This window comes from Streptomyces sp. NPDC001204, assembly GCF_053598035.1.
On the sequence record NZ_JBSFJL010000013.1, the window covers coordinates 32,814 to 50,935 of the forward strand.

Genomic DNA, 18,122 nt, shown 5'->3' on the forward strand with positions numbered 1-18,122 from the left:
CTCGCAGTTACTCCTCTCCCTCCTAGGAACTGCCCGTGTCCTCCAACCTCTCGACGACCGGACCACGCACGTCCCAGCCGGCGGCGGGCGCCCTGCAACGCAGTCTCAGGCGCTTCGACATCACCGCCATGGCCATCGCCGCGGTCATCTCCTTCGACACCGTCGGGCAGATCGCCACCGGCGGCGGCGAGGCCGCCACCTGGACGGCCGTCATGGCTCTCCTCTTCCTCGTTCCCTACGCCCTGCTGTTCGCCGAGACCGGCGCCGCGTTCCCCCAGGAAGGCGGCCCGTACGTATGGGTCAAGCTCGCCCTCGGCCGTTCGGCGGCCGCGCTCACGACCCTGTTCTACTGGGTCACCAACCCCGTCTGGCTGGGCGGTTCACTGGTCTTCCTCGCCGCGCAGACCTGGGACGGATTCGTCTTCCACCTGGGCTCGGGCACCGTCGCCGACTACACCTTCAAGCTGCTGTTCGTCTGGATCGCCATCCTCACGGCCGTCGTCTCCCTGCGCCGCGGCAAATGGATCACCACCGTGGGCGCGGCGGCGAAGGTCCTGGCCCTCACCGTGTTCACCCTCACGGCGGTGCTCTACGGGGCGCGGCACGGCTTCCAGGGCCTGACCGACACCCGCTTCACCCCGACGACCGCCGGCTTCCTCGCCCTGGTGCCGATCCTGCTGTTCGCCTACGTCGGCTTCGAAGCGCCCAACGCCGCCGGTGAGGAGATGCACGACCCCCAGCGGGACGTGCCCGCCGCACTCGGACGCTCCGCGGCCGTCGCGGCCGGCTGCTATCTGCTGCCGGTGCTCGCCCTCCTGGCCGTCGTACCCAAGCAGCAGGTCACCGGCATCGGCGGCTTCATGGAGGGCGCCCGCCTCGTCTTCGGCGTCTACGGCGGAGCGGCCGGCCCCCTGCTGAAGCTCACCGCCGTCATGTTCGTCTTCGCCCTGCTCACCCAGGGCAGTGCCTGGATGATCGTCAGCGACCGCATGCAGGCCATGGCCGCCGCCGACGGGGGCTTCTTCACCCGCGCACTCGGCGCCTTCCACCCGCGGCTCGGTACGCCGGTGCGCACCAATCTGCTCTCGGGAGCCGTGGCCACGGTGTTCATGCTCGCCGCCATGCGGCTCGCGAACGGCGACGCGGCCGACGTGTTCGCGGTGGTGCTCACCGTGGCGGTCACCACCCTGCTGCTGTCCTACCTGATCGTCATTCCCGCACTGGTCCTGCTGCGGATCCGCCGGCCGGACGTCCCGCGGCCCTACAGCGTCCCCTTCGGCAGCCGCGGCTTCGTGCTCTGCGCGGCGCTCGTCTACGCCTGGATCCTGATCGGGTCGTGGTCGGCGCTCTTCCCCGGAGTCCTGGAACACCTCTTCGGCATCGACTACGTCTTCCACGACGTCTGGGGTGTCTCCCGTGCCTCGTTCGAGGCCTTCACCCTCGGCACCGTCGCCGTGCTGCTGGTCGTCGGGGTGGTCGGTGTGGTGGTGGCCCGCCGCGAGGACGCCGCGGCGGGCGCGGCCGGTTCGTAGCCACGTGCGCGGGCTCAGCGCAGGACCGACTCGTCGAAGTCGGTCACCGACCACTGCCGGGTGTTGAGGTCCTGCTTCCAGGCCAGCCGCGGCAGTCCGTCGGTCGCCACGGTGTGGAAGTCCCTGCCGCCGATGCGGAACTCGGTCGTCCTCACCTCGCCGTCCTTGGCCCAGACGAGCTCCGGCACCCAGACGCAGTCGGCGCTCCGGGTCGACACGGTGAGGGCGATGCCCAGGGTCCGGCCGCCGGTGATCTCCTGCGGGAGGGACGGCCCTCCCGAGTAGCGCACGGTCGCGAAGTCCGCGTTCCCGTCGAGGTCGGCGGCGGCCTTCACGGTGGTCGGAGAGGTGCCGCACCCCCCGCTGTCCAGGCCGACCAGCGTGGCCCGGTCGGGCGAGGGGGCCTGGGCGCGCCGGAGCACTTTGATCCGCAGCTCCTTGACGAGCAGCGGCCGGGTGTCGGGCGGCTGCACGTCGATCACGAGGTGGGTGTTGCCGGGGTCTCCCGCCGTGTCGTCGATGACGGCGGGGTCGGGGGAGCCGTCCGCCAGTGCGGGCGGTCCGGTGAACGCGCCGGACGGCCTGTTCACCACATAGGCCTGCCAGGGACAGGTGTAGGAGTCCCGGAGGGAGTTGATGCCCTGTTCCTCGGCCTCGGACTGGTCCGCCGGCCGTTCCGCCGCCGGGGACGGTGACGGGGCCGCGGGTTCCGACGAGGAGGCGGCCGGGGAGGCTGGTGCCGGGGAGGCCGCCGACGGGGTGGCGGGGTGCGACGGCGTCGGCCGTTCGGAGACGGCGGCCCTGGGGGACCGGGAGCCGGTCACGTACAGGTCCGGCTCGTCGTCCTTGAACTGGTCGCCGATCCAGCCGAAGCCGTTGGTGACGGCCAGGACGACGACCGCGACCAGCACCGGCGCGATGATCGCGGTGGCGGTGAAGTTGCCGTCGCCCAGAGGGAGATAGCGGCGCCACCGGGCAACTCTGCGCGGGGGAGCGGAGGGTGGTGCGCCGGACGGATCGGGCTCGGGGGCGGGGTCCGGGGTTTCCGGCGGTGCACGTTCTCCGGCATACGCGACTCCCGGACCGCACGGGGCGATCGGCGTGGCGGGACAGGTGGTCGACACCAGAATGCCCGTTCCGGGCACCCGTTGACCGGGATTTGCCGACTTCCCCGGAAATGCGACCCGATCCCGCTGAAGCGAGCGGCGAGCCACCGGTGGGTGACTCGCCGCAGGCTCACGCCGGTTCGAACCGGTCATCCGTCCCCGGTCAGGGGAACTGGACCACCTTGGACGGCACCGTGCTCGTTCCCGAGGTGGGCGCGCCCGTGTTGTTGACGACGTGGGCGTACTGGCCCATGCCGCCCAGGGAGATCACCAGGATGTCGTGCAGCTTGACGCCGGACTTGACCGGCACCTGGAACCCGTGCGCCTGGACGATCGACGGGTCGGCCGTGAAGTTGCAGTAGCTGCCCAGCCCCCAGGCCTCGTGCGTGTTGACGGTGTCGGCGACCTTGTAGGCCGCGTAGCCGACGATGCCGTCGTGGGTGATGGCGGCGGCGTTCGGGACGTCGTAGGCCTTTTCGTTCTGGAAGAAGATCGTCCGGCCGCGCTCTCCGTTCCAGTACACGTCGTACTTGTTGTAGTGCTCGACGAACAGGCCCGTGGCGAGGACGTCGTTGCCGTTGACCCACAAGCCGTAGTCGGCCCGGTTGGTGTTCCAGCCGACGCCACTGCCGTGGTCGGCGCGCCACAGCCAGGTGTGGTCGATGACGACGTTGTTGCTGTTGACGACGACCGAGTTGGTCGCGAGGCCGGGGCCCGCGCCGCCGATGCGGACGAACACGTCCTGCACCGTGGTCGGGTTGGCGGAGTGGTCGGCGGAGGAGCCGGGCTGGCCGACCCGCAGGAGGGTGTCCGAGTTGACGGTGCCCGCGTCGATCAGGAATCCGGCGAGCCGGACGCCGTCGACGTCGGCGACGTGCATCGCGTCGACGCCGTTGTCGGGCACGAGGGTGGCAAGGCCCAGTCCGAGCACCACGGTGTTCGCGCGGGTGACGTCGATGGTCCGGTCGAGGTGGTGGACGCCGGGCGTGAACAGGAGGTTGAGGCCCTGGGACAGTGCCTGGTTGATGGTGGCGGCGGTGGCGCCCGGCTTGACCACGTAGAACTGGTCGAGCGGCAGGGAGGTGCCCGCGTTGGCCGGCCAGGACACACCGCGTGCGTTGGTGCGCTTGGCGGGTACGAAGACCTTGTAGGTGCTGCCGTCGAGGTAGAGGAACGGCTTCTCGCGCGAGACCGGCGTGGTGTCGAGCGTGGTGTACGAGCCGGTCGCGAAGTCGGTCGCCGGCGCGCCCTGCACTCCGGTGAACGTCATGTTCCACACGCCGTTGGTCCAGCCGCCCACCGAGCTGTCGCGGGTGTACCACTGCTGCTGGGAGTACGGGCCGACGGTGCCGTCGATCTTCGAGTCGGCGATGTACCCGCCGGAGGCCCAGCCGTATCCGTTCGGGGCGAGGTTGAGGCCGCCCTGGACGTGGATGCGGCGGAACGGCGCCGCCTGGGCGACGGCCCACCGGTCGTCGCCGTGGGACGGCCTGATGGCGAGGTTCTCGGCGGAACGCCAGAAGTTCTGGGTGGCGTTGCCGTTGAACCAGCCCGCGTCGACGGTGACGTCACCGTTGATCTGGGTGTCGTCGGGGTTGAGGCCGAGGCCGGAGATCGAGGTGTAGAAGCCGATCTGGGCGTTGATCCCGTTGTAGGTGCCCGGCTTGAGCAGGAACTGGTAGCGGCCGGAGCCGAACTGGTTGGACTCCTGCTGGGCGAAGACCTGGTCGAACTTCTGTTGGAGGTTGGGGGTGGAGGGGTCGACGACGATGACGTTCGGCCCCAGGTCGCCGCCGCCCTGGACGGGCGGGGTGCCGCCGCCGGACGACTCGGTGTGGACGGCGACCTCCCAGAGCGAGTAGCCGTAGCCGGTCGAGCGGACCGTTCCGTAGACGCGCAGGTAGCGGCCCGAGCCGCTGACGTCGTAGGAGGCGGTGCCACCGGTCGCGCCGGTGACGCTCTTCAGCGTGGTCCAGCTCTGGCCGTTGGCGGAGGCCTGGATCTGGAACTCCTTGGCGTAGGCGGTCTCCCAGGTCAGGTCCACCTTGCACAGGTTCTGGACCGAGCCGAGGTCGACCTGGACCCACTGCGGGTCCGAAAAGGCGCTGGACCAGCGGGTGCCGGGGTCTCCGTCGAAGGCGGCGGAGGCCGGGGTGCCCGCGTTCTCGGTGGAGGAGGCCGACGCGGGCCTGCCCAGGGCGGCGTTGCCGGTGCCGCAGGCGGCCGCGACGCCGGCGCTCTGGCCGGACGGCGACGCGGCGGTCCTGCCCTGCGGCAGCGGAGTCCCGGCCGCCGCGGCGACCGGCGACTGGGTGGCGGGAAGGGCGATGAGCGCTGCCGCTGCGGCGAGCGCGACACCCAAGGATCTGAGTCTCATACGGGTCCCGTCGGGTGCGATGGACGAGTGTTCGCGAGGGGAGCGGGGCGGCGTACATGGCGTGCGCAAGCTCAACTACACGCCCACGCTGCTTAGTTCACATCTTGATTTAACTGATGAGACCGGGGGGTGGGCAAGCCCTCGGACACGGGAAACTTTTCAAGCGTTGACGACACCCGTGCCCACCAGGGGGGAGGTGGCGTTCAGGAAGTAAGGCCGGCGGGACAGTGCTGATCCTTCTGTGGCATGCCTTGACACCCGCGCGTCAAGGCCTCAACACTCCCAGGGCAGGAGAGCGCACTCCCACCGCCGACGTGTATGACATGCCGTCAGGCCAGTGCCCGCTCGCCCTTCTTCACCCCCCACTTCTCACCCCCTGAGTTCAGGAGGTCTCCATGCCACGGAGATCGAAAGCCCTGTCAGGAATGCTGATCGCCGCAGCGCTGCTGATGAGTTCGCTCGGCGTGGCCGGCGTCGCCACCAGCGCCGGGCCGCCCGCGCCCGGCAGTGCGGCGGCGGAGTCCTTCGCGGCCGGCCACTCCGGGCACGTCATGGCCGCGTCGACCGCCTTCTCGGCCGAGGACCCGGACGGTGACGGCTACATCCCGGCGAACCCGCCGGTCACCGGCGTCACCCCGTCCGCCGAGAACCCGCCCCATCGCTACTTCCACGAGTTCCAGGCCAACTGCTCGTTCACCCACACCAGGCCCGACGACCCCATCGTCTATCCGCAGCAGCCGGGCAAGTCGCACGACCACACGTTCATGGGCAACACCACGACCGACGCGAACAGCACCACCGCGTCACTGGACGCGGGCGGCACCACCTGCAAGGCGCCCGGCGACCGCTCGGGCTACTGGGTGCCGACCCTCTACAACGGCGACCAGCCGGTGCTGCCGGTCGGCCCGCAGACGATCTACTACAAGGCGGGCGTCACCGACTACACCAGCGTGCGATCCTTCCCCAAGGGCCTGCGCTTCGTGGTGGGCAATCCCCTGCAGAGCGCCCAGGAGTTCCGCAACAGCCCCGGCTTCGTGGAGGGCTGGGAGTGCGGCGACAGCTACTTCAATGTCGACTTCCCCGCCAACTGCCCCATCAGGCCCGACGTGCAACTCAACATCCGCTTCCAGGCACCGAGTTGCTGGGACGGCAAGTACCTCGACACCCCCGACCACCGCAGCCACATGGCCTATCCGGTGGTCAGGCCCGGCACGAACGACAACATCTGCCCGGCCGACCACCCGGTCGCGCTGCCGATGATCGAGTTCAAGATGGCGTTCCCGGTGAACGGTGACATGTCCCGGGTGAGGCTGTCGAGCGGGGCCGCCTGGTCCTTCCACTACGACTTCTTCAACGCCTGGGACGAGCCCACGCTGGCGGCCATGGTCGGCCACTGCATCGTCGGCGGCCTCCAGTGCGACGCACGCGGCTACGACGAGACGCACCCCGAGGCGGGAGCCGCGCTGAACGGGGACTACCGGCTTCCCTGAACCGCCCCCGGAACGGCACACGGCACCACTCCTCGAAGCAGGGTGGCCCGGCCGGACACGCCCCACCACGCCCGGGCCGCCCGACCCCCCACACCCGCGCATCGGAGACCCTCATGCCACGAAGCCGCACCCGCCGCCTGACCGCACCGCTCACCGCGGGCCTCCTCACCGTCGGAGCCCTCACCGCCCTGCCCGCCGCGCAGGCCCACGCGGCCGGCAGCGTCGTGAAGGTCACCGGCGGCCAGGGCGCCTGGCAGCTGACCGTGGACGGGAAGCCGTACCAGATCAAGGGCCTGACCTGGGGCCCGTCCGCCGCCGACGCCGGCACCTACCTGCCGGACCTGCGCTCCATGGGCGTCAACACCATCCGCACCTGGGGCACGGACGCCACCAGCAAGCCGCTCCTGGACTCCGCTGCCGCACACGGCATCAAGGTCGTCGCCGGATTCTGGCTCCAGCCCGGCGGCGGTCCGGGCAGCGGCGGCTGCGTCGACTACGTCACGGACTCCACGTACAAGAACACGATGCTCGGCGAGTTCACGAACTGGGTCCAGACCTACAAGGACAACCCGGGCGTGCTCATGTGGGACGTGGGCAACGAGTCGGTCCTGGGGCTGCAGAACTGCTACAGCGGCGACCAGCTGGAACGACAGCGCGACGCCTATACGGGTTTCGTCGACGAGGTAGCCCGCAGGATCCACGGCATCGACCCGAACCACCCGGTCACCTCCACCGACGCGTGGGTCGGCGCCTGGCCGTACTTCAAGCGGAACGCGCCCGACCTGGACCTGTACGCCGTCAACTCCTACAACGGCGTCTGCGACGTCAGATCGGCCTGGGAACAGGGCGGGTACGACAAGCCGTACATCGTGACCGAGACCGGCCCGGCCGGCGAGTGGGAGGTGCCGAACGACGCCAACGGAGTCCCGGCGGAGCCCAACGACCAGGCCAAGGCCGCGGGCTACACCAAGGCGTGGAACTGCGTCACCGGCCACAGCGGCGTCGCGCTCGGCGCCACCCTCTTTCACTACGGCACGGAGTACGACTTCGGCGGCATCTGGTTCAACCTGCTGCCCGCCGGACAGAAACGGCTGTCCTACTACGCGGTGAAGAAGGCCTACGGAGGCGACACCTCCCACGACAACACCCCACCTGTGCTGTCCGAGATCGGCGTCGTGGGCAACCCGGGCGCGGTCGAGGCCGGGCGGGACCTGACGCTCGACGTCCAGGCCACCGACCCCGACGGCGACCCGGTCGCGTACGAGGTCCTGGACAACAGCATGTACCTCGACGGCAGCGGGCAGCTGAACTCCCGGCGCTCCACCAGTGAGGGCGCGGGCAGGCTGAAATTCACCGCACCCGATCGCCCCGGCGTCTGGAAGATCTACGTCAAGGCGACCGACGGCCACGGAAACGTCGGCGTCCAGTCGCGCTCGATCAGGGTGATCCCACCGGTGATCGACGGGACGAACGTGGCCCGGGGCAGGACGGCCACCGCCTCCTCGTTCCAGCCGTCCGGCGGGGACTGCCCGTGCACGGCCGCCAACGCCGTCGACGGCCGCCCGGACACCCGCTGGGCGAGCGACTGGAGCGACCCGCAGTGGATCCAGGTCGACCTGGGCGCCCCCACCTCCTTCCGGCACGTCCAACTGGTCTGGGAGACCGCCTACGCCAAGGCCTACACCATCCAGACGTCCAACGACGGCCAGAACTGGCAGACGCTGCGCCGGATCACCGACGGCAACGGAGGCGTGGACGACCTCGACCTCAGCGGGGCGGCCCGGTACGTACGCGTCAACTGCGTGCAACGCGGCACCGGTTGGGGGTACTCGCTGTACGAGCTGGGCGTCTACGCCTGAGCGCGCGGATCGGCCACGGCATCCGCTGGGTGGTACGCCCCGGTCGGTCGCCTCTTCGAGCGGTGCACCGTCGACCTATAGTGGGCCGCATGAGCCGTTGGAGGGAACTGACCGGGGAGACGTCCGGCGAGGACTACGCCGCGCGGTTCGCGGCGCTGGCCCGGAGCGGGAAGGACGTGCACGGTGAGGCGCGGTTCTGTGCCGCTCTCGTGCCTGCCGGGGCGCGGGTGCTGGACGCCGGATGCGGTACCGGACGGGTCATGATCCGGCTCGCGGAGCTGGGGTACGACTGCGTCGGAGTGGATCTCGACGCGTCGATGCTGGCGATGGCGCGCAAGCAGGCGCCGGAGCTGCCCTGGTTCCAGGCCGATCTGGCCGCGTTCGAGCCGGACCCGCTCGGCATCGCGGCGGACTTCGATCTCGTGGTCGCCGCGGGCAACATCTTCCCGCTGCTCGCCGCCGGCACCGAGGCCGCCGTGGTCGAGCGCCTGACCGCCGCCCTGCGCCCGGGCGGACTGCTGGTCGCCGGCTTCGGCCTGGACGAAGCCCACCTGCCCGTGCCGCCCGGCATCACGCTGGCCGAGTACGACGACTGCTGCGCCGCGGCCGGCCTCACCCTCGTCGACCGCTTCGCCACCTGGAACGCCGACCCGTACGACGGCGGCGGCTATGCCGTCAGCGTCCACCGCCGGTGACGCTTCGGTGACGAGGGCTTCGTAGTCCGGCCCCCGCCGTCCCGACCCCGGCGGCGGGCGTGTCCCTCGGCCGTGTGCCGGGCCTTGCGGGGAAGGCTGCACAGATGCACGCCGTACTGCACGCACTGTCGATCACCGGATCCATGACCTGGGAGATCACCTGGGCCCTGATCCTGGGCTTCGCCCTGTCCGCGGTCGTCCAGGCCGTGGTCCGCAAGTCCACCGTCGTCGCACTGCTCGGCGACGACCGTCCCCGCACCCTCGCCGTCGCCGCCGGACTGGGCGTGGCGTCCTCGTCCTGCTCCTACGCCGCGGTGGCGCTGGCCCGCTCCCTGTTCCGCAAGGGCGCCGACTTCACCGCGGCGATGGCTTTCGAGATCGCCTCCACCAACCTCGTCGTCGAGCTCGGCGTGATCCTCGCGCTGCTGATGGGCTGGCAGTTCACCGCCGCCGAGTTCGTCGGCGGCCCCGTCATGATCGTCCTCCTGGCCGTCCTCTTCCGGCTGCTCCTGCGCGAGAGGCCGCTGCGCCAGGCCCGGGCACAGGCGGAACGGGGCCTGGCCGGGTCGATGGAGGGCCACGCGGCGATGGACATGTCCGTGCGGCGCGAAGGCTCCTTCACCCGGCGTCTGGTCTCCCGCGAGGGCTTCACCGCCGTCAGCCACGTCTTCGTCATGGAATGGGCGGCGATCCTGCGCGACCTGGTGGTCGGACTGCTGATCGCCGGTGCCGTCGCCGCCTGGGTCCCGGACTCGTTCTGGCGCACCTTCTTCTTCGACGGCCACCCGCTCGCCGCCAAGCTGTGGGGGCCCGTCATCGGCCCGCTGGTGGCGATCGCCTCGTTCGTGTGCTCGATCGGCAACGTGCCGCTGGCGGTGGTGCTGTGGAAGGGAGGCATCAGCTTCGGCGGCGTGGTGGCGTTCATCTTCGCCGACCTGCTGATCCTGCCGATCCTCAACATCTACCGGAAGTACTACGGCGCCCGGATGGCCGCCTTCCTGCTGGGAACCTTCTACCTCGCGATGGTCGTCGCCGGCTACGTCGTGGAATTCGTCTTCGGCGGCCTCGGCCTGATCCCCGACCAGGCCGCCGCGAGGCTGCCCATGGAAGGCATCAGATGGAACTACACCACCTGGCTCAACATCGCCTTCCTCGTCCTCGCCGCGCTGCTCCTGGTGCGGTTCTGGCGGACCGGCGGGCTGTCCATGCTGCGCATGATGGGCGGCTCACCGCACACCGGCCACGACCGGACGGACCCGTCCGTGCCATGACGGCGCGGACGGGCCGGTTGTGCCGGAGCGGGCGGGTCACGCCACGCCGCTCTCCCACCACCACGAGCCGGAGCCGTACGAGGGGTACTGGACGCGGCTGTCGCAGTGCTGCCACGAGTTCGTGTACGCCTCGAGGCCGGAGAAGCCGCAGGTCTCGGCGATCCGGTAGGTCTGCAGGGTGCTGTGGCCGGAGACGACGATGTCGGCGGCGACGCCGTAGAGGTGCATGCTGTTGGACGCGCCGCCCGAGGCGGCGTTGTGCGCGATGCTGCGGAAGCCGGAGTTGACCGTGATCGGGCTGTTGCCGGCCTTCTTGCGCACCGCTTCCAGCTTGTACATCAGCCGGCGGACGTTCTCCTTGACCGTCGCGGCGGCGACCTTGCCGTTGTTGAAACCGGCGCCGTCCTTGGAGTAGAACTCGCTGAAATTGAAGTGGGCGGTCGATCCGTCGCTCGCCTCGAGGCTGTTGAGGACGCTCTGGGTCTGCGGGCCGGCGATGCCGTCCGCGCCCAGTCCGTAGGCGGACTGGAAACGCTGGACGGCGGCTGCCGTGGCCGGGCCGAAGGAGCCGTCCCAGGCCACGTACGTCTGGGAGGCACTGCCGGAGGCCCAGCCGCCGACGCGGATCTGCAGCTCCACCACGTCGGAGCCGGAGGCGCCCTGCTGGAGGGTACGGCTCCAGCCGTAGGCCGAGGCCGTGCCGGCCGTGGCGACGCCGGTGACCGCCGCCACGCCGAGCGCGGCCGTCACGCCCGCCGCGCTCCGGAACAGGGTGCGGCGGTCGATGCTTCGGTGGGGGTGTCGTGCCGGGTTCATGGAAGTCTCCTCCTTTGGTGACTACGGGTGGCTACTGGTGACTACTCCTCGAAGGTCAAGCGACCAGGGCCTGCCAGGTGTTGGAACCGACGATGCCGTCCACGGCGAGGCCGTGCGAGGACTGGAAGGAACGCACCGCGGTGTCGGTCGCGGGCCCGAACGCGCCGTCGACCGTCAACGAGGCGCCGTGAGCCTTGAGCTGGCTCTGCACCGCCTGGACCGCGGCTCCCGACGAACCCTGCCGTACGGTGACGATGAGGGCCTGCCAGGTGGCGGGTCCGACGACGCCGTCCACGGCGAGGCCGTGCGCGGACTGGAAGGAACGCACCGCCGAGTCGGTCCCCGGCCCGAACGCCCCGTCCACCGTCAACGCGGAACCCTGCGCGTTGAGCAGGTACTGCACGGTCTTGACCCGCTCACCGGAGGCCCCCTGCTTCACCGTGGGCCAACTGGCCGTCGGCGGAGGGTTGTAGCCGCCTCCCTTGGCGAAGGCCTGGAGGTCGGTGAGGGTGCCGTTGAAGGTGTCCTGGTCGCCGGGGAAGGTTCCGGAGTCGGCGTACTGCCAGATCGTCTGGGCCGACCAGCCGGCGGGCAGCGTGCCGGGGCTGCCGGCGTAACGGGCGATCCACAGCGGGTTGGTGGCCCCGAAGCTGCTGTTGTTGCCGGTGCAGGTGGTCCACCAGTCGGTGGTGGTGTAGATCGTCGGGTAGCGACCGACCTTGGTGCGCACCTGGTTGCTGAAGTCCCTGATCCAGGACACCATCGCGCTCTGGCTCAGCCCGTAGCAGGTGGCTCCGTAGGGGTTGTACTCGATGTCCAGTGCGGGCGGCAGCGTCTTGCCGTCGGCGGTCCAGCCGCCGCCGTGGCTGACGAACCAGTCCGCCTGCGCGGCACCGCTCGAGTTGCCGGGCAGCGCGAAGTGGTAGGCACCGCGGATCAGTCCGGCGTTGTACGCGCCGTTGTACTGCTGGGAGTAGTAGGGGCTGGTGTAGGTGGTGCCTTCGGTGGCCTTGACGTAGGCGAAGGCGGCGCCCTTGTTCTTGACGGACGTCCAGTCGACGTTGCCCTGGTAGCCGCTGACGTCGAGGCCCGCCGGACCCGTGCTGACGGCGAGCGTGGCGGCGGCCGACAGGGATCCCGCGCCCAGTTGCTGGAGTTCGGATCCGGCGTGGTCCCGGTCCGGGTGCGTCATGCGCACCGGGGTCCCGGTGGCGGTACCGGGGTCGCCTGCGGCCGTCGCCGAGGCGGTGCCGGGCAGGACCAGCAGAGTCAGTGCGGCGGTCAGCAGCCCGGCCGCACGGGCGAACGTACGGCGGGGGCCGGTACCGGTGTTGCCGGGTCTGAACCGCGAGGGGGTGGCTGAAGGCATGGTGCTCCCAGAGGTGTGGAGGGACACTGCGATGCGCTTGGGCCGGGGTGGCCGTGGTGACGGCCATCGACGGTCGGGAGTGGAGCGTCGGAGGGGTGAGCGGCGGTGGGCGGCGCCGGTCGCGGTGGGGGGTCAGCAGATGCCGGGCACGCCGTCAATTCCTCGGCGTACGGGTTGGGTTGACGCGCGTAAACGTAAGGGATGTGTTGACATGCTCGCAACATCTTCGAGGTGTGAAAAGTTGAATGAGGGGCGGCGGTTCTTGAGCGGCGCGCACGGAGATCCGTCAGGAAGCGCCGTGCGGAAGCCGGTTGACGGTGAATTGTTCACCTGCGGCTCCGCCCGATGTCACCGGGACGATCCGGTGCATTGGGCGATCGGCCACACGCTGACCGTCGGCATTCCCCATATCGCAAGGAGCAGGTGTGATGCGCTTCGGATCTCCGTCCCGCCGGGCCTCGGCCCTCGGAGTGGCCCTCGCCGTCATCGGGGCCGGCGTCGCCGCGCTGACGCCCGTCGCCGCCGCCGCACCCGGTGCTCCGGGCACCCGGCCGTCGTTCTGCGGCCACGACAACCGCAGCACGCCGTTCTCGCGGTACCTCTGCGCCCAGCCCGGCGACCTGCTCGACGTCCGCATCGGCGACGTGCACCCGACCCAGCCGTCGCTCGGCTACGACGAGGTGTACTACAAGCTCGGCCGCTACACCCTCGGCAAGGACACGATCAACAAGAAGTTCGACGACTGGTGCGAGGCCGACGGCCGGACCACGGCGGCAACCGTGTCCTCCGGCGCGCGACTTGACGACCCGTCGTCGTTCACGTGCGAACTCCCGGTCGGGGCGGAGACGGCGGACAGCGTCGCTCCCATGAAGACCGTCGTCATCGGCCCCGGCGGCGAACCGTTCCTCACCGACGGGCACCACACGCTCACTTCCTTCTACGAGACCCCCGACGGCGGGGCCGACCTGCACGTCCGGCTGCGGGTGCAGGCCAACCTGAGCAACCTGACCCGCCAGTCCTTCTGGGACGAGATGAAGGCGCACAAGTGGGTGTACCTGCGCGACCTCGAGGGCAGGCAGGTCACGGTGAACAAGCTGCCGGCCAGTGTGGGTCTGGCCAACTTCACCGACGACAAGTACCGCAGCCTGCTCTACTTCGGCCGTGACATCGGCTACGCGCAGAACGGGCTGCCGTTCCAGGAGTTCTACTGGGGCAGCTGGGTCCGTGACGCCAAGCCGATCGACCTGGCCGGCTGGAACCCGAACGACCTCGACAACTACCTGGCCACCGTCAAGTCCCTGACCGAGACGATGACGGCGCTGCCCAAGGGCGCCGTCGTCGACAGCGGCTTCACCGCCGCCGAACTCGGCGCGCTGGACCGTTGGAACGACGGCAGCGCGGCCAGCAAGGGCGAGTTCAACAAGCTGAGCGAGCCGTACTCCGACGCCAAGCCCGGAAAGCTCGCCTACACGCTGGAGTACAAGCGGGCGCACGGTCTGGGCTGAGGTGACCCCGCCCGGCTCACCGGGAACCCGGGCCACCTGACACCGCCGGCCGGGTGCGGTCCCGCGAAGACCGCACCCGGCCGCGTACGTCAGCGGCCCTTCCGCTCCAGGAAGACCGGGTTGGTCATGGCGGCCATGGGCCCGAACAGCAGTGCGTCGCCCATGGTGTTGCCCTGGCCGGGGGAGCCGTCGGCCATCGGGTGGCGGACCTCGGCGCGCACATAGGCGGCGAGCGAGGCGGTGGTCCGCCACACCACCGTGCCGGTGCCGGAGGCGCCTACGGACTCCTGGTGCATCTGGCCCTCGTCGGTGATGAACCGGACGGTGCCGTGGGGCACGCCCCGGACGTCGAGGCGGATGTCCACCGGGGCTTCGGCGGGCACGGTGAGCTTCTCGCCGATCCCGGCCTGCCCGCCGCCGCCGGTGGCGGTGAAGGCCAGCTCGACCGAGGCGGACTCGGCGATCCAGCTGCGGCCCGTGCGGATGCCCTTCATGAGCGAGTCGGTGGCGAGGTCGTCCGCGTGGACGACGTTGTGCGGCAGACCGATGACCTGCGGCTCGCTGTGCGCGTCGCTGTTGCCCATGGCCGGCAGCCAGCGCTTTCCGGTGCGGACCGCCTCGCCCAGCTTCTGGTCCCAGGTGCTGACCGCGTGCTCGTCGTCGTAGGTCCACGGACCGGTCCACACCTCCGTGGCGTCCGCGTTCTCGAAACCGAACTTCCACTGGCAGGCCACGTACGCGCAGTACATGTGCGCGGGCACCACGAGGCCGCCGTTGCGGTGGACCTGACGCGCGAACCGGTCGAACGCGTCGTCGCGCGAGCGGTAGCGCCAGTCGACCCACTCACCGGCCGGAAGGCCCAGGGCGAGCCAGTGCCCGTTGCGCGTGGTGACCTCCTCGCCCGGGATGATGAGCAGGTCCGGACCGGCGTGCTCGCCCCAGACCGCGTGCGAGGAGGACGTGTTGTGGTCGGTGGAGACCATGAAGTCCAGCCCCGCGGCGCGCGCGCCGGCCGCGACCTCCGCCGGCAGGCGCTTTCCGTCGGAGTGGACCGTGTGCAGGTGGCAGTCGCCGCGGTACCAGTCGCGGCCGCGGCCCTTCGCGCGCTGCGGGGGGTGGTGCGGTACGAAGGCCGGGTCGCGCTCGCCGTAGGTGAGCGTCACCTCCACCCGGTAGTTCATGCCCTGGGGAGCCACCTGGTAGGGGCCGAGGACGATGTTCCAGGTGCCCGGATTGACCGGGCCGGGCAGATAGCCCGGCGTGGCCTCGCCGGCGCCGATCTCGAACGAGGTCCGGAAGCCGCCGGACCAGCCGCGGAAGCCGCGGCCGCCGAGCGCGGTCCCGCGCTCGTCGAAGACCCCGATGTCGCACGAGTTGCCCGGAACACCCGACGGCACGGATGGCCTGTCGTAGGAGTAGGAGACGGCGATCTTCCTTACGCCTCTGGGGACTTCCACCGGCAGGTGGACGAAGTCCGCGACGCCGGTCTCCAGGAAGCCGGTGATGGTGCGGGTCGCCTCGCTGCCGTTCGCAGGCGGGGTGCCGGCGGGACCGTCCGACGCTCGCGCGAAGGAGACCGGGGCGAGGGTGAGGGCGGCCGCTCCGGCACCTCCCGCCAGCAGCAGTCGCCGGCGTCCCAGTCCGGCACCGGCGTCGCCGACGCCCGCGGTGTCGGGCTCCAGGGGCTTCACGTTGTGCTCGCAGTGTCCGTCAAGGCACATGTTCCGTCCTCGGCAGGCTCGGTGATGGATGCGCGGAAAGCCTCTGGAGCCTCATGGGGTTCCGTGAACGGCGGATGAGCCGGGCATGGCCCGCCCGGCAAGAGCCTGTGGCTGGTGTGCGGTGGCGGTGAGTTGCCGCGCCTCTCGCACCCCCGCAAGCGCCGCGTGACACGCGGACCTGCCCTGTCGATACGCCAACGAGGGCCCCAACTTCGGCGGTTGGGACCCTCGTCGTGTGTTGCCGCTCAGCTCAGAGGTGGCCGCCAGGGGTCACCGTGAACGAGGCGGGACCGGCGGACAGGTTCACCGTGTACTGGCGCAGGTAGGTGTCCAGGAACGGGGAACGGGCGCCGGCGGTGGCCGTGTCGCGGGCCGGGTCGTCCAGGGCCAGCCTGAGCTGCGCGCCCTTGACCTCGACCGTCTGGCCGGACGGCGTGGCACGCCACGAGCCGGTCTGGATGGAGCCGATCTCCACGGCCAGGACGTGACCCGCGGCCAGGGTCCAGTCGGTCGCCTTCAGGTCGACGGTCATCCGGCCCGAACGCAGCAGCGAGACCTGCTCGTCGAACATGACGGCTTTGCCGTTCGGGGCGACGTCGTACAGCTTGAGCATGACGTTGCCCTCACCCTTGGCGGTCAGCGAGACCTGCGGGGTGCCGGTGAGGCGCACGGCCTGTCCGACCGGCTTCGACCACACGAAGAAGCTCGATGTGACCTTGCCGTCCTTCTGGAGCTTCGCCAGCCCCCTGGCCAGGCCCTTCGGGGCGGCCTGGTCGGTCGCGGGCGCGTTCTCCATGTCCCACTGGCCGGACGGCTTCCCGAGCGTCTGCGGCGTCGGCTCGCCGGCCGCGGCCAGGGCCGCGCGGCCCGAGGCGCCACCGTCGTCCAGGTACGAGCCGTTGCCGAGCGGGAGCGTGACGGACCGCTTCACGACCGGCCACGTGTTCTGGGCGCGCCAGGCACCCGTGGAGTCCTCGACGACGTAGGCCGGGTACTTGACCTTCGGCTTGATGCCCTTGAGGTACTCGTCGTAGTAGGCGAGGGTCTCGTCGTACCAGCCCTCGCGGCCCATGGACAGGCGCCCGTCGCTGGTGCGGTCGCCGCCGCGCACGTGCTCCCACTGGCCGACCCAACCGCGTTCCGGGCCCACGTGGTTGTCGAGGTACTCCTGCATCTCCTCGGGCTTGGTGTTGTTCTCGATGAAGCCCTGGGTGATGAACAGCGGGGTCTTGGTGCCCTTGGCCATCTTCGCCAGGTCACGGTCGGTCCAGTGCTTGTCCCACTGGTCCGCGATCTTGTACCCGGCCGAGTTCTGGGTGAGGCACTCCGGGTGGGTCTTCTCCCACTGGGCGTTGGCCAGGTAGTGCGGGTCGTCGTCCGCCATCTGAGGGAGCGTGGCGATGGAGTTGTAGGCGTTGGCGGTGCCGGTGACGTTCGGGCGGGGCACCCCGTTGGAGTAGATGTACTGGTACATGTCCCACACGGGCTCCTGGGCGACGACGGCCTTGAGGGCCTTCTGGCTCAGGTTGTTGCCGATCAGGCCCGTGACGGCGTCGTACGACTTGCCGTACATGCCGACCGAGCCCGTGCTCCACGGCTGCTTCGCCGCCCAGTCGATCGCCGCCTTGACGTCGGCCTGCTCGCCGGGACCCGCCCAGTCGAGGCAGCCGGTGGAGCCGCCGAAGCCGCGCAGGTCCACCATGACGAAGGCGTACCCCTGGGCGAACAGGTCGGTGCCCTCGATGAAGTCCTGGAAGCGGGACGAGGGGCCGGTGTGCTTCCAGCCCTCGGGATCGGTCTGCCCGGAGTGCCCGAAGTAGGGGCCCACCGACAGGATGACGGGCACCTTCTTGCCCGGGGCCAGTCCCTCGGGCAGCAGGACGTCGGCGTGCAGCTCGGTGTCGGAGCCGTCCGAGGACGGGAAGTAGTGCTGCGTCCAGAGCGAGCCCTTCGGGACGCGGTCGTTCTCCTCATGGGCGACGGGGTCGGTCGCGGTGGCGATCGCCCCCGTCCGGGTCTGCTCCGCGGCGGGCTGGGCCGCGGCGCCGGGCACCGCGGTGGCGGGGCCGGCGAGCGCGGCGGTCAGCGCGAAGGTGGTGACGAGTGCCGAGGCGGCCGCGGTGGCCGTGCGACGTCTGTTCACTTGCTCCTCCCGGAGTGTCAGGTACGGGGCGGTGCAGGTGGTGCGGTCGAGCACGGCCCCTGACCCACCGTCAGAGCTGTGTGGGCGGTCGCACGCATGCCGATGGCCGGATCGCGGGCGTGCACCGGAGCCGTCGGCGACGGAGCCTATGATCATCATTGAAACGAGTCAACGGGGCTGCGTGTCATGGGTGTTACCGGTGTGACCCCGACCGGTTCGGCGCCCCGTGGGCGCGCGG

At 70.4% G+C, this 18,122-nt stretch carries 12 protein-coding genes and 1 pseudogene; 6 read left to right on the top strand and 7 right to left on the bottom strand.

All coding sequences use genetic code 11. The annotated features are described in order from the left end of the window. The first annotated feature begins 35 nt into the window (after positions 1-35). Complete coding sequence (locus ACWC91_RS19390) at positions 36-1,532, top strand: APC family permease (protein WP_450641363.1); 1,497 nt, start codon at positions 36-38, stop codon at positions 1,530-1,532. Between the two features lie 14 nt (positions 1,533-1,546). Here the strand turns inward: ACWC91_RS19390 and ACWC91_RS19395 are convergent, their stop codons facing one another. Both ACWC91_RS19395 and ACWC91_RS19400 read right to left on the bottom strand, forming a co-directional pair. Further along, positions 1,547-2,656 carry a hypothetical protein gene (locus tag ACWC91_RS19395; protein WP_450641362.1) on the bottom strand — a complete coding sequence of 370 codons (1,110 nt, stop codon included), beginning with the start codon at positions 2,654-2,656 and terminating at the stop codon, positions 1,547-1,549. Between the two features lie 145 nt (positions 2,657-2,801). After that, positions 2,802-5,015: a discoidin domain-containing protein gene (locus ACWC91_RS19400; protein WP_450641361.1), complete on the bottom strand. Its 2,214-nt coding sequence runs from the start codon at positions 5,013-5,015 to the stop codon at positions 2,802-2,804. Positions 5,016-5,410: 395 nt separating this feature from the next. Here ACWC91_RS19400 and ACWC91_RS19405 point away from each other — a divergent pair, with 395 nt between their 5' ends. The 4 genes from ACWC91_RS19405 (at position 5,411) to ACWC91_RS19420 (ending at position 10,330) form a co-directional block, all read left to right on the top strand. After that, on the top strand, positions 5,411-6,505 hold the full coding sequence (locus ACWC91_RS19405) for a DUF1996 domain-containing protein (protein ID WP_281154759.1): 1,095 nt from the start codon (positions 5,411-5,413) through the stop codon (positions 6,503-6,505). 113 nt (positions 6,506-6,618) lie between these two features. Next, the gene (locus ACWC91_RS19410) at positions 6,619-8,364 is read left to right on the top strand and encodes a discoidin domain-containing protein (RefSeq protein WP_376499619.1); all 1,746 of its coding nucleotides are present in this window, start codon (positions 6,619-6,621) and stop codon (positions 8,362-8,364) included. Between the two features lie 89 nt (positions 8,365-8,453). Continuing rightward, the gene (locus tag ACWC91_RS19415) at positions 8,454-9,059 is read left to right on the top strand and encodes a class I SAM-dependent methyltransferase (RefSeq protein ID WP_376499621.1); all 606 of its coding nucleotides are present in this window, start codon (positions 8,454-8,456) and stop codon (positions 9,057-9,059) included. A gap of 104 nt (positions 9,060-9,163) precedes the next feature. Beyond that, the gene (locus tag ACWC91_RS19420) at positions 9,164-10,330 is read left to right on the top strand and encodes a permease (protein ID WP_281154762.1); all 1,167 of its coding nucleotides are present in this window, start codon (positions 9,164-9,166) and stop codon (positions 10,328-10,330) included. A gap of 36 nt (positions 10,331-10,366) precedes the next feature. On the opposite strand, the gene ACWC91_RS19425 is transcribed toward ACWC91_RS19420, so the two are convergent. From ACWC91_RS19425 to ACWC91_RS19435, 3 genes and pseudogenes are all read right to left on the bottom strand, one after another. Continuing rightward, positions 10,367-11,146 carry a D-Ala-D-Ala carboxypeptidase family metallohydrolase gene (locus tag ACWC91_RS19425; protein ID WP_450641359.1) on the bottom strand — a complete coding sequence of 260 codons (780 nt, stop codon included), beginning with the start codon at positions 11,144-11,146 and terminating at the stop codon, positions 10,367-10,369. Between the two features lie 55 nt (positions 11,147-11,201). Continuing rightward, positions 11,202-11,585, bottom strand: coding sequence for a peptidoglycan-binding domain-containing protein (locus ACWC91_RS19430; protein ID WP_225077918.1), 384 nt, complete (start codon positions 11,583-11,585; stop codon positions 11,202-11,204). A 39-nt stretch (positions 11,586-11,624) separates the two neighbouring features. Further along, positions 11,625-12,515, bottom strand: a pseudogene (locus ACWC91_RS19435) (lysozyme); the annotation flags it as partial. Between the two features lie 428 nt (positions 12,516-12,943). Between ACWC91_RS19435 and ACWC91_RS19440 the strand changes: the two are divergent. Then, entirely contained in the window at positions 12,944-14,020 is a 1,077-nt protein-coding gene (locus tag ACWC91_RS19440; RefSeq protein WP_450641356.1) for a ParB-like protein, read from the top strand. Positions 14,021-14,109: 89 nt separating this feature from the next. Here the strand turns inward: ACWC91_RS19440 and ACWC91_RS19445 are convergent, their stop codons facing one another. Together ACWC91_RS19445 and ACWC91_RS19450 are read right to left on the bottom strand one after the other, a co-directional pair. Beyond that, entirely contained in the window at positions 14,110-15,741 is a 1,632-nt protein-coding gene (locus ACWC91_RS19445; protein WP_450641355.1) for a CehA/McbA family metallohydrolase, read from the bottom strand. A gap of 250 nt (positions 15,742-15,991) precedes the next feature. After that, a complete protein-coding gene (locus ACWC91_RS19450; RefSeq protein ID WP_225077869.1) occupies positions 15,992-17,884 on the bottom strand; it encodes a CocE/NonD family hydrolase in 1,893 nt (630 codons plus the stop codon). Positions 17,885-18,122 lie beyond the last annotated feature (238 nt).

What these genes read in the sequence shown, in the direction of transcription:
- ACWC91_RS19400 (WP_450641361.1), bottom strand. Translation starts at nt 5,015, where the DNA reads ATGAGACTCAGATCCTTGGGTGTCGCGCTCGCCGCAGCGGCAGCGCTC.
- ACWC91_RS19405 (WP_281154759.1), top strand. Translation starts at nt 5,411, where the DNA reads ATGCCACGGAGATCGAAAGCCCTGTCAGGAATGCTGATCGCCGCAGCG.
- ACWC91_RS19410 (WP_376499619.1), top strand. Translation starts at nt 6,619, where the DNA reads ATGCCACGAAGCCGCACCCGCCGCCTGACCGCACCGCTCACCGCGGGC.
- ACWC91_RS19415 (WP_376499621.1), top strand. Translation starts at nt 8,454, where the DNA reads ATGAGCCGTTGGAGGGAACTGACCGGGGAGACGTCCGGCGAGGACTAC.
- ACWC91_RS19420 (WP_281154762.1), top strand. Translation starts at nt 9,164, where the DNA reads ATGCACGCCGTACTGCACGCACTGTCGATCACCGGATCCATGACCTGG.
- ACWC91_RS19425 (WP_450641359.1), bottom strand. Translation starts at nt 11,146, where the DNA reads ATGAACCCGGCACGACACCCCCACCGAAGCATCGACCGCCGCACCCTG.
- ACWC91_RS19440 (WP_450641356.1), top strand. Translation starts at nt 12,944, where the DNA reads ATGCGCTTCGGATCTCCGTCCCGCCGGGCCTCGGCCCTCGGAGTGGCC.
- ACWC91_RS19445 (WP_450641355.1), bottom strand. Translation starts at nt 15,741, where the DNA reads ATGTGCCTTGACGGACACTGCGAGCACAACGTGAAGCCCCTGGAGCCC.